Source organism: Paenibacillus sp. JNU01 (genome assembly GCF_059130585.1).
Genome location: NZ_CP169723.1, coordinates 1,308,134 through 1,324,640 on the forward strand (window position 1 = coordinate 1,308,134; position 16,507 = coordinate 1,324,640).

Here is a 16,507-nt window from a genome sequence, read left to right on the forward strand (position 1 = left end):
CTTTTTTTGTATGAATACAATTTCTTTCACGATATGTCCGCCGGCCTCAAGTGTCATAACTAACCAGATAATGATGAAGTTCCGTGTTATAACACCCGATACTGTGCTCAATTAATCTGCCTTCTCCGTCGAAGGAGTTACGAAGGCGCTTTAGCACATGCGTTCCCAGGGAGATCTTCAGTAGTTGGCATACTTCAGGAGTTGCCGGCTCTACAAAGAAACGGTCTTTGAAGTTCTCCAGCAAAATGTCGTTCTCCTCCAGTGATTCATAGAGCGATTGGATGTCTCCATTGATTTCCTCCTTGCCTCCGCCGGGCAATGCAGCTGCTGCCAAGAAGTGTATCAGATGAATATAAGGTTGTCCGTTAAGAATGTAGAGTCTTTCAATCCGCTGACAATATGGCCCGTAGAGATCATACTCCTCCGTACCAGTATCATTGGTCAGTAACCGGGAATTCAGAACTTTCTTTTCCAGCTTATGACCCTCTTCTACGAGCAGTTCCGTAAACCGTTTGCCCTTTGAGAGCTTCTGATGAGAGGTATTGCGCATTACAATTGTACCGACTCCACTTTTCTTCTGCACATAGCCTTCCTGGGACAGCTCTTGGACCGCACCGCGGACTGTCATTTTACTGACCCCGAATTCCTTCTCCAGCTGTGGTTCGGAGGGAATGATGCTTCCGAGAGGATATACGCCATGTAGAATCCGATCTTTGAGAATTTTTTGGATTTGCTGATATAAAGGACCTTGCTTGCGCTTTAGGGACACTCTCCTGTTCACTACCTTTCAACATCTGAGGTACGGTCCGACAGCGCTCGGAGTACTTCATTCTCGGTAAAAAGCGCTGTATCACCTTGTGTGGTATGGGCCAGCATCGCTGCCGCCACCGCCATATTAACCGTATGTTCCTGTGGATATCGTTGCAATTCCCCATGGATGATGGCGCTGGCAAACACATCGCCGGCACCAATCCGGTCGTATACCGGGAACGTCAGCTTGCGGGAAAATACGAACGTACCTTGATGATAGATATATCCTGTCAAGGAATGCGTATGGTCCGCGTTGATCTCACGGTGGGTTCCTGCTACCGTTCCGATTCCGAAGCGCTGTGCAACTTCAGGAATCGCTTGCTTCATCCGTGTCATTCTATCATATTCTTCGGTACCGATGCCAAGAATGCCCTTCGCATCCATCTCATTCATCAGCACCAGATCTGCTAGCCCCAGTATTTCTTCATAATGCGGGCGGGCCTTGACATAGCCATCCGGCCCCCATAACGCAGGACGGTAATTACAATCAAAGACAACCTTGCCTCCAGCATTCTTCACTTCCTCCGCAAGCTGTTTCATCTGCTTGCGCACGCCATCATTCATAGCCAGCGTAATGCCACATAAATGAAGCACGTCGATCCGGGACGCAAGATCTCTCATATCATAATTGGCCGCACTCGCAGTATTGAAACTGCTGCCCAGCCGGTCTGTGTAAGTGACTCTGCCTGGGCGGGCTCCAAAGCCATTCTCCAGAAAATACATCCCAAGGTGTTTACCGCCCTGTCTAATAAGAGAGGTATCCACCCCAAGCTTGCGCAGATAAGCGATAGCCGCTTCGCCCACCGGAGTTTCCGGCAAAGTCGTAATAAGAGCACCGTTATGGCCGTATCTGGCTAGTGCTGCCGTTACATTCACCCCGCTGCCGGAAAAAGAATACTCCAGCCTGCTGCTCTGGACCAGCGTTTCGTATCCCGGAACCTGCAGCCGCATCATCACTTCGCCAAAAGCAGCAACCCTATGCATACTGGTCCACCAGCGATTTCATTATTTCGAGCAATCTGCGGACATCCTGTACGTTGGTATTCCCGGTCTGTGACTTAATAATTGAAGAATACACATGTGGTATAACTTGAGGTACACCCGCCTGTAGTGCAATCTCTAGAATGGGTCCAAAGTTGTCCAGGTCAATTCCGCCTGTGGGCTCCAGAGCAAAACTCGCTTCCCCACAAGCCTTGGCAACCGCACGGTACTCCTCCTCCAGCTTCAATCCCTGCATCGGATAATATTTGAGTGCGTTCCCTCCCATGTCACGAACCAGTGCAATGGCGGCATGAACTGGAACAATGGCCTGTGGAGTGGTTACTGAACTAACGGGGCCAGTCGATATATTCACATAGCCTGGTTGCCCGCACGGAGATACCAGGCAGTTAATCCAACTATCTTTAGGTCCCAGATTGGCACGGGTTGCCCCCACTGCCGGGAATACCTGATTGATATGGCTTCCCGGATAGCTCGCGGCAATCTCCGCCACAACTGCAGCCTGACGACTGTCTCCAGCTCCGAGTCCGATGGATACTGCATCTTGAATCGCTTGACCATATTCAGTCATGGCCACTACAGCTTCCTCCGACGTAGCATAGTTTTTGGAGAGCACACCAACAAGTACATAACCTTCCGCAGCCTCGTACACATCTCTAGCGTTCCCGATACTTCCTGCCAGTACATTTATTGCGGCTCTATTCTTATACAGACACTGCTGAATATGACTCATTCTGGTTTGCCTCCCACGATTTCATGTATTCTGCTGACGATGACCTGCAAATCATCCCCTTGCAGCGACCTTGGATCAATATCGAAATAACCCTGCTTGACGCCATAGTCTCGGGTGTATACCGCAATAACACCTTCACGCAGCTGGTCATTCACTTTCTTTGCATCCACCCCAGCAAGAGAGGAATCAATCTGGACACGCCCTCGGAAAATCGATCTGCCGGCTTCATCCTGCACAATGCGGACCGAAACACCAGGAAGTTCACCAAGTGGCTGAAGAGCCTCCAGCTTCTGCTTCTCTCGTTCACTATGGTCCGCTTTGTCCTGGTATTCCTCCAAAGCTTGAAGTAACCCAAAGATGGTCTCTTTGCCAACCTTCATACTGCGGCCGATCCCGTGAAGTTGTACCTTTAACCACTCCACATATTTCTTTTTGCCGGCGACAATACCGGAAGTAGGGCCTTCAATAGCTTTTGACCCACTATAAATGGCCAGATCCGAAAATTGGACATATTTGCGCAGATCCTCTTCCGCTGCCGCATCCACAATCAGCGGCACCCCTCTGCGCTGTGCCACCTCCCAGGCCTCTTCCACTGAAATCATGTTTTTCTGCACAGTGTGATGAGATTTAACATAAAGAATGGCTGCCGTGTTTTCACCGATCGCCTGATCGATATGCTGCTTGCGGCCTTCATTCGCATATCCAACTTCCACTACCCGGCCACCTCCAAGGAATACCATGGTTTCTACTGGCGCTCCATATTGCACATTATGGCCCTTTAGCATAATAATTTCATTTTTCAATACCGGCTCCTGATGCAAACGAAGGCTGATACGCGGATTTCCGGCGGTCACAATGGCCGCTACCGAAAGCGCAATACCACTGGATGCAGAGTTCACCACAACTGCGCTTTCCGAACCAAGAAACTGTGTAATATATTCTCCGGATTTGTTCACAAGATCAGCCATTTCCACGTACCGCTGTCCGCCCTGTTTCATCGCATCCATGACTGAATCCGTTGGTGCAGAAACGCCAAGGATGCTCATTCTTCCACTGGCATTAATAACACGCTTCAATCCATATTTAGCCTGTAGTGAGTGACCCATTAGCAAACACTCCTTTAACCTCAATATAGTGTTGTGTGACCCGGACATCTCCTTCCGAGTCCTCAAGCTGCTTTTCGCCTGCTTCCAGGGAAAACAAAGTCAGGTTTGCCTGCTGTCCAACCTTGATCTTCCCGAGCTCCGGCTTACCGAGCCACTCCGCTGGACTTCTTGTAACCGCGCGAATGACCTCTTCCAGACTGTAGCCGAGGTACAGAAATTTCGTCAGTACATTCGACATACTGTATACCGGACCATTCATACGGTTGCCTCGGTAAATGTCCGTACTGATTGTATTCAGCGCAATGCCTGCAGCCTTGGCCTGTTCTGCGATTCGGAAGGAGAAGCTCGCTGTACCATGTCCCACATCCAGATGAACTCCCCGAGCAGCCGCGTCCAGTAATTCTTGCAGCGGTGTGCCGTCCGGATGAAAAAGATTGTTGGACTTGCCGTTAAGGTAATGGGTGATTACATCGCCAGACTGTAATAACTCCAGCACATCCGAGATCGCGGGCGGAGCAGAACCGATGTGAACCATGAGCGGAAGTTTCGTTTCTTCCGAGAGTGTGCGTGCGAGCTTGAGGGGTTGTATCCCGCTGTCTTTAACGACACTTTCGCTGATGCGGGCTTTCAGACCAACAATGAAATCAGGATAAGCCGCTACCGCATTCAAGACCTTGGCCCGGTCAATCCATTCCAGCTGTGACAGTTCATCCGTCCGTTCAAGTCCGATCCTTGAAATATTCAACAGAGCAAATACTTGTGTAGCAGCCTGTAGTCTTGCGGTATAAAAAGCTCCTATTCGGTCTGCACCACAGCTTCCGGCATCTACAAGCGTTGTTACCCCCTGCTTCACACCAATTTCGTCGATATTATCGCCATAGGGGTCAAGGTCCTGGACGGCATGCACATGCAGATCAATCCACCCACTGGACGCATATAACCCTGAACAATCCAACACATTTTCTCCTTCAGCTTGGCCTGGCGGTGTTATGGCGGTGATGATCCCGTCCTGAATGGTGATATCCACGATCCGCCCGTCAACAAGCTGCAAATTGCGCAGCACATTCTCTGTGCCCACTCATCCCATCTCCTTTTTCAACCACGGTATACAGGCAAATTCCAAAAAAATGATTCATGACATGAGATCTGTATTTCCAAATCGTTAAAATAAGCCTGATGAGCTACTTCACTTCAAAGATTATAATGTTATAATGTTTATACTAGCACAAGTGTAATCCAGAAGAGAACAGCGATTTTCAATTCAAAATCCGATTATTTTAACACTGGAGGGACTGCTTCATGGCAAATTCCGCATTCAAGCCATCCTTGCTCGACAGATTCAGGCTCAGCTGGAATCATTTCAAATCAAGGCTTCTGCTGAAATATGCCTTTTCTTACATTCTCATATTTCTTATCCCTCTGACAGGTGTAACTATTTTTGTGTATGAAAACGCTGTCAAGGGATTGCGTGTTGAGATTGAACAATCAAATGTCAATCAACTTAACCAGGTGAAGAGCACTATAGATAACCGGATGAATGAACTTCAGGAAATAGCGGGGAGAATCGCCTATGACAAACACCTGACCCCTTATATGGTAAAGCACCCCTATTACAGCTTGGAGGCGATTCAAGCGCTGGCCAATTACAAAGCTAGCAGCAGCATTGCAGAGGATCTGCTTCTCTATTTCCATAATGATTCCCACATCTATTCGCACCGCGGTTTGGCTAATCTTGATGTCACCTTTGCTAGCCTTTATCAGTTCGAACATTGGAATCTGCAAGAATTGCGGCAGGACTTAAATGAAACTAGACAGCCGCTGGTCCGTCCCGCTGAGAACGTGAAGGTTAATTCCCGAATGGAGCCGATGCTCGTCATGCTTGTGCCTGTTAAACCGAATGACCCCTTTCCATATGGGACCGTTGTATATTTAATGAAAGAATCCAACCTTACCGGGGTCATGGATTCGATTTTGAGTGATTTTTCAGGAAGCAGTTATATATTCAGTCCCTCCGGACAGGTGTTGACCGCGAACAGCCATGGCATCAGCCTTCCACAGAACGAAATTGAGAACTTAGCTACACTTGCGCCTGGTATCCATAATTTGAAGATGGACGGAGAACAATACTCCGTTGTTTCTGTTCAATCGGAAGAAAATGGCTGGACCTATGTAACCACCATGCCAAGCTTCCAATTCTTCAGCCGTGTCGCCCATGTCCAGACTCTGATCCTGATCGTCTTCTGCATTACTGTCATTACCGGTATAGCTGCTGCGCTGTTGCTAGCCAAACGGCAGTACCATCCAATCAGAGATTTGATGGACAAGATGAGAGGCAACGGCGATGATGCTTCCAAGCTCCACAATGAATGGGAATGGATACGACAGACCCTACACAATTACAGTGCGAAAATTGATTTTCAGGAGCCCTTCGTCCGTAATCAGTGCATGCTGCTGTTACTCAAGCACGGCAAGCCGGATGATCCTGAGATCGAACAAATGATTCTGAGCGCCGGATTCCGGCATCCTCAAGGACAAGGCCTCTATTTCTCGGCTATATTGTCTTGGGATGATACTTTGCTTGGCGACAAGTGCTGGCAGGAACGCCTTCTGTTGCAGGATATACTTAGCAATGTATGTCTACCAGGCACCGGTGCTCAGATCTTCGGCGTTGAATTCTCGGTCAAAGAGCAGTTTGCTCTGATAATTTCACTTCCCGGTGATGTGGAGAAGCCGATTCAAAACCAATTGGAAGAGGTAATTGAAGCCATTCAATTGGTAATCCGCGAGCATTCGCAGCTATCTCTGAGTATCGGTGTCGGCACGGCATACGGGGACTTGGCCCGTCTTAACCAATCCTTCATTGAAGCTGCTACAGCTCTGGAGCACCGGATCATCCAACACAGCGGTCAGGTAACTTATTTCGAACAGCTTGCAGAGCTGAACCCTTCTGCTTCCGAGAGCTTCTGGATTCCACGCAAATCCATGCTGAAACTGGAGCAGAGCCTTAAGCAGGGCAACGAATCAGTAACCGTGCAACTGATTACCGAAACCATTCATATGATCAAAAATGAGCCATTACAGGTTCACCTGCTGCGCTGCATCTGTTTCGATCTGCTAAACGCTTTTCTACGCACCGCCTCCGAGCTTGGTATGAACGAGGTGTTCGCCAATATGTCAGAATTGACTGCCTTTGAAACACTCGAAGAGCTGGAGAGTCGTTTGCTCTGTCTGGCTGCTGACATTTGCGCGCAGGTGGAGCTGAATACAAAGACAAGCGAGTCAACATTAATGGATGATATTCTGGTTTACGTGGATCAACAGTTTGCAGACTACACACTCAGCCTAGAGCATGTGGCACTTAAGTTTGCCATTTCAACTTCATATTTAAGCCGGAGCTTCAAAGAGAAGACCGGCCGCAATTTCTCACAATATATCTGGCAGCGGCGTGTAGATGAAGTCATGCGGCTCCTGGAGAACACTAGCGCACCCCTCAAAGAAATTATCGAACAGGTCGGTTACATGGATGCGCCAAATTTCATCCGCAAGTTCAAAAAAGAAATCGGTTTGACACCAGGTCAGTATCGCAAGGAACATGCCCTGAGAGCAGCCACTATTAAAGGACCTGTTTAAGTTAGTGGAGCTTCCGCCTTTTCTGCACTACATTTTTATATTAAAAGATACGCTTCATCTAAGGTTTATTTTGCTTAGCTACTGCCCTTCCTGGAGGATGTGCTCTACCAGTTCGTCCAGCGGAACTGTTGCAAGAGCAATCGCCGTATCTGTTACCCCATAATAGATATAGAGCAGTCCATCTTTGACCACATTTCCAGTCGGAAAGATGACATTTGGGATCTGGAACCCAAATTTCTCATAATACATCTCTGGCTCCATAATAAAATGATGCGTTCGGGCAATGATTTTCTCCGGTTGCTCCAAATCCAGCAGCATGGCTCCCACACGGTAGACAATGTCCTCATCGACGCCATGATAGAGCACCAGCCAGCCCTTGTCCGTACGAATCGGAGGCGTTGAGCCGCCAATCTTCCTTGATTCCCAGGAGAAGTTCTGGGCGGTAGCAAGCAGCTTGGGCTCTTCCCAGTTCACGAGATCCTCGGAGTAGGTAATCCACATGGCCGCCTTATCCGTACCGTAGGCTTCTCCTACATATTCCTCAGGACGGCGCAACAGTACGAATTTGCCACCTATTTTCTCAGGGAACAGAATGTTGTCCCGGTCATTAATATCAAGAGGTGTCGTGTCCGCCACATACTCCCAATCCAGCAGATTATCTGATTTCAATATGGAGGACCGGGTTAGCCAATGTCCCGCCTCGTCCCCCCACCCGTCCGGATATTCCGGAATAGAGCGAAGGGGGACACCTGCCCCGGTAGGGTAATAACTCATGGCACAGGGACGAAGGGCGTAGTTTAGATAGAAGGTTCCGTCGATTTTGACAATCCGCGGATCCTGCACACTACCATAAGGGAATCCCAGCATGTCTGGCGTCACAATGGGCTCATCCTTCACGTGCGTAAAGTTCACCCCGTCTTCACTCTCTAGCAGACCCAAATAATTTTTGCATGGAGTTAGGGAACCCGCTGTACGCTCAATCATATAAAATTTGCCGTTATCGATGATAACCGCCGGGTTGAAAACCGTAACCTTACGCCATTCATAATCGCCCGGCACAACAATGGGATTATTCGGATGCCTCGTAATTTGCATGTCTATTCCTCCTGCATCTGCATGAATGTTCAGGGACGCGTTTTCGCATGGACCTGATTAGTTGGATTTCCAACGATCATAGGCAGCCTGATTGATTTCAACCATACGCTCTCCGCCCATTTTCTTGACTGTCGCCACATAACTGTCCCAGCCCGTAAGAGGCTCCGCTCCAGTGATGAATTTCGCCTCCATCTGATTCACATATGTCTTCAAATCAGAATTCAGGCCACTGATTTCGGTCTGCTCTTCCACGGTAAGGAACAGGGTCGGAAACGGAATCCGTGCGCCTTTATCGAGAAGCTTCTGCTTGGTCTCCTCTTCGACCCATAGGTCAAAGTCTGTCTTCAGCCCCTTATTAATATCATCCATGGACAGGGTTGGAGCGGGAATGCCGTAGTTAGGTGTCAGAGTTGCCCGATAATCTTCCATTTCCTTACCGTCCGGTACTGGCAAGTAACGTTTGACCCGATTCTCTTTGTCTGTGTACTCCCAGAGAGTGCCCTCTGGACCTTTATTAAAGAACATGGCACCTTCATAAGAATAGAGATAATCCACCCAGCGCATAGAGGCTTCCGGCGCAGGATTACTCTGCGTAATAGCAAAGGCACCGCTTGTAATCCCCCTGTTCTTTGCAATCGCTGGGGCAGCAACTGATTCACTGTGGACAGGTGCAAACATGGGATCTGCCGTCGAAGGCTCTCCACCTTTGCTCATGTAGGCATGCCAGTCCGAAAAGAGGGCGATTTGATTGTTCTGTGCTTTGGCCTTTTTTTGCTCCGCTGTTTGTGAGAAGCTCTCATGATCCAGCAGGTCTTCAGACCACAGTCGGTTCATATAGGTCAAATATTCCTTGTAGCCTTCTTCAAGCGGTGTGTAATGCACCTTGTCCGCATCGTCCACGTAAATTTCTTCTTCATAAATGCCGAAGGCACCCAGCAGCCATGTACGGATATCGCGGAGGTTCGCAGCGGGTGTAGTCACCGAGGAGATCGGAATTTCATCAGCTATGCCATTACCGTTGGGATCTTCCTCTTTCACACGTTTCAGATAGGTATACAGCTCCTCTGTCGTTTCGGGGAGTTTATCGATATTCAGCGCCTTGAGAAAGTCTCCGTTATACCACATCGGATTGCGGTACCAGTGCTGGCTAAGTTCTACTACTGGCAAGGAATAGATATGCCCGTCCGGTGCAGTTATCGATTTGCGGACATCCGGATTCTCCTCCAACAGCGCCTTGAAATTCGGAGCATACTCTTCAATCAGATCCTCCAGTGGAATGAGGATTCCCTGCTCTCCGTAATTCATCTGCTCTGCAGTTGTCAAACCGGCAGCATAGAGGATATCCGGGTAATCTCCACTGGCGAGCACCAGATTTTTCTTCGTTTCGAAGCTATCCTTCGGTGCGTTCTTGTATTCCAGTTTAATACCGGTCTTCTCTTGCATCTGCTGAAGCACAGCCATGTTCTCCCAGTTCTGAATCCCTACATCTGGCGCCATAAGCGACAAAGTAACGGGTTCATTAACAATCGGGAAACCTTCATTGTTCACAGCGACTTTTCCGAGATTGTTGTTCGCTTCACCTTCGTTTGTACTGCTGCAGCCTGCCAGTAATGTAATAACTAAAGCCGAAGATAACAGAAGCTTCCATGACCTACGTGTGGTTGGCATTTATAATTCCTCCCTTGATTTCATCACATTTTAGCTGTTTAACCTTTAACAGAGCCTATCATGACCCCTTGGACAAAGTAACGCTGCAGGAACGGATAAATTGCCACGATGGGCAGTGTGGAGACAACAATGACTCCATATTTAATCAGGGATGCCGTTTCTGCCTTATTATTCATGGCGGTCGCCACCTCGCCGTTGATGGAAGAGCCCGTCGTTTCCGCTGTCATTTCCTGAAGAACAAGGATCTGACGCAGAACCATCTGCAGCGGATACTTCGCTTCATCATTTAGATAGATCAGAGACGGGAAGTAGCTGTTCCAGTGGCTAACCCCATAGAACAGGGCCATAACGGCTACAATCGGTGCCGACAGCGGTAGAACAATGCGAATGAACAGCTTTAGATTCGTACAGCCGTCAATATGCGCTGCTTCCTGAAGTTCTTTCGGAATGGTCGTCTGGAAAAAGGTACGGGCTACGACGATATTCCAGACCGAAGCGGCCACCGGCAGGACCAATGCCCACATGCTGTTCATGAGTCCAAGATTCTTGACCAGCAGATACGTCGGCACGATTCCGCCGCTGAAGAACATCGTGAACAGAATGAGGCCCATGAACAATTGGCGCCCGACAAAATCAGATCTGCTGAGCGCATACGAGGCCGGAAGAGTGACGGCGAGATTGAGCAGAGTGCCCACCACTGTGTAGATAATGGTGTTCCAGTAACCACTCCATATCTTTGGGTTCTCAAACACAAGCTTGTATCCGTCCAGTGTTACATTTTTCGGAAACAACCACATCGCTCCCGAATTGACGTCCTGCGGCGAACTGATTGAAGCGCTGAGAATATAGATGAGCGGATAGAGAACAACCAACATTGCCAGACCCAGATAAATATAAGTGCTGATCAGAAAAAGCTTGTCCCCCCGAGATTCTTTCATCGCAGTAACCAAAGACTTCAACTCCTTTCTACCAGAGGCTGTTCTCACTGGTGCGTTTGGCGATCTGGTTGACCGTAACAAGCAAAATAACGTTGACAACCGAATTGAACAATCCGACAGCCGTTGAGAAGCTATACTGAGCGTTCACCAATCCGGCGCGATATACATAGGTGGAAATTACATCGGATGCTTCCATATTGAGTGAATTCTGCAGCAGCAGAATCTTCTCGAAACCAAGACCCAGTATATTACCCATATTCAAGATCAGCATGATCGTAATCGTGGGTAATATCGTCGGCAGATTGATATGTAGCACCCGTTTCATTCGGCTGGCTCCATCCATAATGGCTGCTTCATGAAGCTGGGGATCTACGCCTGACAGGGCTGCGAGATAAATAATGGTTCCCCACCCGGTGCTCTGCCAGACGCCGGAGAATACATATACCGTCTTAAACCATGCGGGATCAGTCAAAAACTGTGCTGGTTCAAGACCAATGAATTCGATGAACCGGACAATCATTCCGCTTGAGGGTGATAAAAAGGTAATGATCATACCTGCCATGACAACTACAGAAATGAAATGGGGTGCATAGGTGACCGTCTGGACCGATTTCTTGAACGGGCCGTTGCGGACTTCATTGAAGGCCAGCGCCAATATGATAGGCAACGGAAATCCGATGGCAAGTTCATAGAAGCTGATACTGAATGTGTTCCAGAGCAGATCCCAGAAAAAATAAGAATTGAAGAACCGTTCAAAATGATCAAAACCAACCCATTCGCTGCCTGTAATTCCTTTTGAAGGTACGAAATTCTTAAAAGCAATCTGAATGCCGTACATCGGGCCATAATGAAAAATAAGGAAATACAACAAAGCGGGAAGCATGAACAGATAAAGCTCCCAGTTTTTCCAAATTCTCTTGCCAAGGGAGTTCTTCTTCAATGAAGGATTTACGGATACTACTGTGTGACTCTCCTTCACTCTCTCACTCCTTTCTATGTCTTTCATTACCTACGGTTTATGTTGCTGCTTTGCATTCTTGCTGACTCCTTTTTGGTAACGCTTACAATCCGAAGTATAGTGAAACGAAGATGACACGGTAAATATGTAGGTTCTGCATTGTCACGATAGGGTGTGTAAAACCGCGCTACTGCGGTACTTTTCGTTCAGCCCTGATGTGGATGGTTGCAGATGGCGCAAGGCTGTAAATATGTGAATTACGAACCTCCTCCTCGTTGCAAAAGAAACATATTGTGATCACCGAGCAAGAATTCAAACGTTTGTTATGAGTAGCTGCTCATACTTTGATAAAAAAAGCTGTTGCGGAGGACGTTACGTCACAATCTACAATGAAAAAAATGTGATAAAGGAGTTTTCATTATGTCTGAGACCTATGCAAAGGAACATTACAAAATACTGTTGATCGCATTACTAACGCAATCAGCTTTTCTATTTATTGGATTTATTTTTATTGGTTTATTTAAGTGGGGAGAAATGTTGCCATTTATAGCTTCCTTATTCATGCCGAACAAGATTAGTTTATTATCCGTAATCATCATTGGTCTTATTGCCAGTTTTTTTATTACTACGATTGTCCTAATTACATTTATCAGAACAAGAACAGAACTCCCTAAAACCGAAGGGTCAGATATTATTAAAAAAATAATGATCCAACCAAGTGGTATAGCTTTAACGGCGATAGGTGGTATATTTGAAGAATTCTTTTTTAGAGGGGTCCTGATCGGATTATTTATTGGATACTCTTTGTTCGTAGATTGGCTCGTCATTCTAATAAGCACTTTTCTATTCTGGATAATACACGTTCCTCAATATAGAGGAGCTACGGGTGTCCTTATCGTTGTGTTTGTAAATGGTTTGATTTTTGCACTGCTCTTTTATTTTACCGGGTCGTTAATTCCCCCAATCCTTGCACATGTCATTTATAATATTTCTATTGGAATTATTCTGGCACGAAAATACAAGAACTGATTATTTGAAAAGAGGGACGTTAGATGCAATTAACAGTGAGTAAATTTGCAAAGCTGGCGGGCACGACAGTTCGTACGTTAAGACATTATCGACAACTTGGCATATTGGTTCCCTCACAAAAGAACGAAAATGATCATCATGTATATATAAATGAGGATTTTAAAAGGCTGCATGAAATTCAATTGTTGCAAAGTCTAGGACTTTCATTAAACGAGATTAAAGCCGGTTTGGATAATCCGCAATATTCTTTTGATGAAATCATTAGAGTTCAAGAACAATCGCTTAAACATAGGAGAAAAGCTATTGATTGTTCTTTAGCATTAATTAAACGAATGAAATTGTTAAAGGAAAAAGATCAATTCAATGAATTAAACTCAGAATTGCTCATATTACTTATGAACTCGATGCGTGTTGAGGAGGACCAAAAAAAGCTACTTCGAAAGTATGTTTCTGTGGATATTATTGAAAAGGTGTTCCCAGAGGATATCTCTAAGCAAACTTATTTGGATGAACAATTATTTAATTTGGTATTGCTTGTCCATCGAGCTACCCTACACGATCTTAAACCAGATCATCCTTCCATACAGCAACAGTTGAAGGATATCATTACAAATACCCAATTAAATCAACTGATTCTCCATGACGAAGAAAAGAACGAAGAACTTTATATAAACGTAAAACCCTATGAGTCGTTGATCCCTAAGCATACCATGGATTTTTTGACAGAGGCATTTGAGGTATTAAATACGAAGAAAAATTCTTCTCTATAGGATCTTGATAACGACCAATCCAACTCTAAGTCATTGCATCATTCATGAGAAGTACCAACTCCTTTCACCCAGCCTAAACATCTCAAGTTTACCGGAAGGCTCTTGGCGGTTCTCGCTACGGATAGGAGGTTTGGACCTAAGAGACGGTTCGACAAATGCAAATAGAACGAAGCAGAAAACACGCCGCTTCGTTCCGTTTAAACATCGGTATGGCAAGTTTTCCTCCCCTTCATTGAATAGAAAACACTTCTTTTTTCAACAATTCTTCTGGCGTCTGCCCTATCACATCACTGTGAAAATAATCGCGTATAGCACCGTCTTGAAGATAGTTAGCGATCGACACCATAATCATCCCTTGATCCAGTGCCAGATAAGCTTTTGCGAGTTCTCCCGTTTCAACATTGACTGAGTCATAGAACCCATACTTGCCAAACATTTTGAATTTTTTTAAAGCTTTAATATTCTTTCGAACAGCTTCAGGGGCATAATCGAGGGCAAGGAATGTTGCGTGTGCTGTAACCGTTGCTCCATCTTTATAACCTGAGGTCCCTAACGGCGTTGCTGCAAACTCACTGTAACCTGTCGGCGTTGCAGAAGGTGAAAACCCCCATGCTGCATACCCTTTTTCTTTGGCATATTCGATCTGCAATTCAACATGACGCTGGTTGTTCAAGCCCAAAGCTTGAGTACCCAGGTCTTTTTCCTTTATGACGATACCGGGCATAAGAGCTTCAAACATACTACCTCCCCAGCTTGGCACGAACTTTTTATCCTTGTATACATAACTTCCTTCAAACACATCCACTCCATCGTACTTAACGGATTTGCCTTGAGGAATCTGAGCTTGCCAATCCCATTCTTGAGGTAATGTGCGATACATCTTCCACCAATGCTCTTGCGGAACATCACCTTTCCCAATGGCAATATAGCTGCCTACACGTGGTTCCGTGTAAAACATTCCATAATGGTGATCCGTCAGTGTGCCTTTAGCCACATCATAGCCTCCGCGGAATTGACCGACTTCAGGATCATATAACGGAGTATAATTCATATTTTCGACCAACTCGCTTGTTGCCCTATGAAGTTCTTCATAGGCTTGCCCCACAACAATTAAACCAGCGGATAACCAGCCATTATCGACTTGGGATATAAATTGTCCCCAATCTTTCTTCACTGAACCGTCATCTGTGTTATACCAGTTATAAAATAGGCCGTTCCACTTTTCTAACTTTTCGAGGGAATTGATAGTCGTTTGCAGGCGATGAACAGCTTCTTTCTTCGAAATGATACCCAATTGTTGCGCTGAAACGGTGCTCATCATATACATGGCGATGTTCGTGGGCGAGGTGCGTTTAGCTTCTTCTGTCCCTTTTTCAGTGAGCCGAACTTCATCGTAAGTCAAGCCAGTGTTCTGATCCGTATAATCCTCAAAATACGAATAGGTTTTATATGCAATCGCTTTCAATTCTGCTCGAAATCCAATTAAATTGCTTGATTCACCTGCTGAGGCCATCGGAGTTAAAGCTAGATTAGCGAACAGACAAAAAGTTAAAATGAAGCTGAATAGTTTTACTTTTTTCATGATGTTCTCCCTTCAAATGAATTCGAAACGTTTCGTGTATATGTTATCATAAATTTCCCATTTCCGTAAACAAGAAAATAAAACGCTTACAAATTCTACATATATTATGGATCAACGATAGATATTAACTCGAAACGTTTCATTATTGATGCAACACGAGAGTAGTACACGCAGGATAATATGACGTATTAGTCTATATGAAGGTCTGTTATATTCTAAATTGAAAAGAAAAAAGCCTGACTCCATAGGAATGAGGCCTGATCCTTTCTCGTACCCATTCTGAACCGTCCTATGTTGCTACAACCGTTGTTCCACAATACTCGCAGTCCGTTGATTGCTTGGGAAGCACTTTTACCTTCGCCCCACACCCCGGGCAACTTACTGAAATAGGCCTTTGTGGCTCTTCTACTTTTTCTTCGACCTTCTCTTCAGCGTTTTGCTTATCTGAAAAATTAATCTCTGTATAGTTAATGGTATTATGACTACTGTAACTCACGGTGTTGCTATTGTAGCTTGAATACGTATGCGGATTTGCATTCTCGCGATCAAGATGACCGCCATAATCTCCCCCATAAAACTTTCGTTCAGGGACATGCTTTTTCTTCACACGTTTTTTCCTAAGCAATTTAATACCCCAATATAAAAATAAAAATTCAACGATAATAACTCCAGCCATAGCAATGAGATTTTTAGTACCTCTGAAATTATTTGCATTAAACATGGCGATCGGGATCGCAATGGCATATAACATGAAAAAGAGTCCAAATAACTTCCTTAACAACACCATTCCTCCTATGCAGTTTACGAGATCCTCATCGTTGTTCCGCAATACTCACAATCCGCAGACGAAGTAGGATATACCCTTACCTTGGCCCCACACCCTGAACAATTCACGGCTACAGTTTCTTGAGGGGCCTCGTCATATCTCACACGATGCTGATCTTCCTGATCTTGCTTATCATTAGAATCGTAATGATCGTAATGCTGGTATGGATCAGTCTTAGACTGAGATTTAGGTCGACCACACATTTTTATGCCCGTAACAAGTACGATAACCCCAGGGATAAAAAGAATAATCGTACTGATAATGGCCGTTTCTGTTCCTTCGGATATTAATATTAAAGATAACAGGATCGTCACGGACGAAAGGATAATGAATAAAATGCCAAAAAATTTCTTCACCGCGTTT

Annotated in this window: 15 protein-coding genes; 3 read left to right on the forward strand and 12 right to left on the reverse strand. The window is 45.8% G+C overall.

Annotated elements, in window-relative coordinates:
• Positions 1 to 46: 46 nt before the first annotated feature.
• From NLBNIHML_RS05420 to NLBNIHML_RS05440, 5 genes are read right to left on the reverse strand one after another with little or no spacing between them, the layout of a single operon-like run.
• Complete coding sequence (locus tag NLBNIHML_RS05420) at positions 47 to 769, reverse strand: GntR family transcriptional regulator (RefSeq protein ID WP_339234869.1); 723 nt, start codon at positions 767 to 769, stop codon at positions 47 to 49.
• A gap of 11 nt (positions 770 to 780) precedes the next feature.
• On the reverse strand, positions 781 to 1,794 hold the full coding sequence (locus NLBNIHML_RS05425) for a sugar kinase (protein WP_494353962.1): 1,014 nt from the start codon (positions 1,792 to 1,794) through the stop codon (positions 781 to 783).
• Positions 1,787 to 2,542, reverse strand: a complete 756-nt coding sequence (gene dagF / locus NLBNIHML_RS05430) for a 2-dehydro-3-deoxy-phosphogluconate aldolase (RefSeq protein WP_494353963.1) — start codon at positions 2,540 to 2,542, stop codon at positions 1,787 to 1,789. The genes NLBNIHML_RS05425 and dagF overlap by 8 nt, the downstream gene beginning before the upstream one ends.
• Entirely contained in the window at positions 2,539 to 3,648 is a 1,110-nt protein-coding gene (locus NLBNIHML_RS05435) for a DgaE family pyridoxal phosphate-dependent ammonia lyase (protein ID WP_494353964.1), read from the reverse strand. The genes dagF and NLBNIHML_RS05435 overlap by 4 nt, the downstream gene beginning before the upstream one ends.
• On the reverse strand, positions 3,626 to 4,726 hold the full coding sequence (locus NLBNIHML_RS05440; RefSeq protein ID WP_494353965.1) for an amidohydrolase/deacetylase family metallohydrolase: 1,101 nt from the start codon (positions 4,724 to 4,726) through the stop codon (positions 3,626 to 3,628). The genes NLBNIHML_RS05435 and NLBNIHML_RS05440 overlap by 23 nt, the downstream gene beginning before the upstream one ends.
• 221 nt (positions 4,727 to 4,947) lie before the next feature.
• Here NLBNIHML_RS05440 and NLBNIHML_RS05445 point away from each other — a divergent pair, with 221 nt between their 5' ends.
• The gene (locus tag NLBNIHML_RS05445) at positions 4,948 to 7,278 is read left to right on the forward strand and encodes a helix-turn-helix domain-containing protein (protein WP_342570475.1); all 2,331 of its coding nucleotides are present in this window, start codon (positions 4,948 to 4,950) and stop codon (positions 7,276 to 7,278) included.
• Between the two features lie 78 nt (positions 7,279 to 7,356).
• Here NLBNIHML_RS05445 and NLBNIHML_RS05450 read toward each other — a convergent pair whose 3' ends face one another.
• From NLBNIHML_RS05450 to NLBNIHML_RS05465, 4 genes are read right to left on the reverse strand one after another with little or no spacing between them, the layout of a single operon-like run.
• Positions 7,357 to 8,373, reverse strand: coding sequence for a glycoside hydrolase family 130 protein (locus tag NLBNIHML_RS05450; protein ID WP_339234884.1), 1,017 nt, complete (start codon positions 8,371 to 8,373; stop codon positions 7,357 to 7,359).
• A gap of 57 nt (positions 8,374 to 8,430) precedes the next feature.
• Positions 8,431 to 10,041 (reverse strand): extracellular solute-binding protein, encoded by a 1,611-nt coding sequence (locus NLBNIHML_RS05455; protein ID WP_494353966.1) that lies wholly within the window; start codon positions 10,039 to 10,041, stop codon positions 8,431 to 8,433.
• A 38-nt stretch (positions 10,042 to 10,079) separates the two neighbouring features.
• Positions 10,080 to 10,991, reverse strand: a complete 912-nt coding sequence (locus tag NLBNIHML_RS05460; RefSeq protein WP_091017811.1) for a carbohydrate ABC transporter permease — start codon at positions 10,989 to 10,991, stop codon at positions 10,080 to 10,082.
• Positions 10,992 to 11,007: 16 nt separating this feature from the next.
• Positions 11,008 to 11,985, reverse strand: coding sequence for an ABC transporter permease (locus NLBNIHML_RS05465; RefSeq protein WP_339234889.1), 978 nt, complete (start codon positions 11,983 to 11,985; stop codon positions 11,008 to 11,010).
• A 372-nt stretch (positions 11,986 to 12,357) separates the two neighbouring features.
• Between NLBNIHML_RS05465 and NLBNIHML_RS05470 the strand changes: the two genes are divergently transcribed.
• A complete protein-coding gene (locus tag NLBNIHML_RS05470) occupies positions 12,358 to 12,966 on the forward strand; it encodes a CPBP family intramembrane glutamic endopeptidase (protein ID WP_494353967.1) in 609 nt (202 codons plus the stop codon).
• A gap of 23 nt (positions 12,967 to 12,989) precedes the next feature.
• Positions 12,990 to 13,736, forward strand: coding sequence for a MerR family transcriptional regulator (locus NLBNIHML_RS05475; RefSeq protein WP_494353968.1), 747 nt, complete (start codon positions 12,990 to 12,992; stop codon positions 13,734 to 13,736).
• Positions 13,737 to 13,965: 229 nt separating this feature from the next.
• On the opposite strand, the gene NLBNIHML_RS05480 is transcribed toward NLBNIHML_RS05475, so the two are convergent.
• The 3 genes from NLBNIHML_RS05480 to NLBNIHML_RS05490 form a co-directional block, all read right to left on the reverse strand.
• Positions 13,966 to 15,318, reverse strand: coding sequence for a glucoamylase family protein (locus tag NLBNIHML_RS05480; protein ID WP_494353969.1), 1,353 nt, complete (start codon positions 15,316 to 15,318; stop codon positions 13,966 to 13,968).
• A 289-nt stretch (positions 15,319 to 15,607) separates the two neighbouring features.
• Positions 15,608 to 16,099, reverse strand: a complete 492-nt coding sequence (locus NLBNIHML_RS05485) for a hypothetical protein (protein ID WP_494353970.1) — start codon at positions 16,097 to 16,099, stop codon at positions 15,608 to 15,610.
• Between the two features lie 20 nt (positions 16,100 to 16,119).
• A complete protein-coding gene (locus NLBNIHML_RS05490; protein WP_339234901.1) occupies positions 16,120 to 16,500 on the reverse strand; it encodes a hypothetical protein in 381 nt (126 codons plus the stop codon).
• Between the last annotated feature and the right edge of the window lie 7 nt (positions 16,501 to 16,507).

Coding starts and splice junctions, on each gene's coding strand:
- NLBNIHML_RS05450 (WP_339234884.1), bottom strand. CDS start 8,373: ATGCAAATTACGAGGCATCCGAATAATCCCATTGTTGTGCCGGGCGAT.
- NLBNIHML_RS05445 (WP_342570475.1), top strand. CDS start 4,948: ATGGCAAATTCCGCATTCAAGCCATCCTTGCTCGACAGATTCAGGCTC.
- NLBNIHML_RS05475 (WP_494353968.1), top strand. CDS start 12,990: ATGCAATTAACAGTGAGTAAATTTGCAAAGCTGGCGGGCACGACAGTT.
- NLBNIHML_RS05435 (WP_494353964.1), bottom strand. CDS start 3,648: ATGGGTCACTCACTACAGGCTAAATATGGATTGAAGCGTGTTATTAAT.
- dagF (WP_494353963.1), bottom strand. CDS start 2,542: ATGAGTCATATTCAGCAGTGTCTGTATAAGAATAGAGCCGCAATAAAT.
- NLBNIHML_RS05470 (WP_494353967.1), top strand. CDS start 12,358: ATGTCTGAGACCTATGCAAAGGAACATTACAAAATACTGTTGATCGCA.
- NLBNIHML_RS05455 (WP_494353966.1), bottom strand. CDS start 10,041: ATGCCAACCACACGTAGGTCATGGAAGCTTCTGTTATCTTCGGCTTTA.
- NLBNIHML_RS05480 (WP_494353969.1), bottom strand. CDS start 15,318: ATGAAAAAAGTAAAACTATTCAGCTTCATTTTAACTTTTTGTCTGTTC.
- NLBNIHML_RS05465 (WP_339234889.1), bottom strand. CDS start 11,985: ATGAAAGACATAGAAAGGAGTGAGAGAGTGAAGGAGAGTCACACAGTA.
- NLBNIHML_RS05425 (WP_494353962.1), bottom strand. CDS start 1,794: ATGCATAGGGTTGCTGCTTTTGGCGAAGTGATGATGCGGCTGCAGGTT.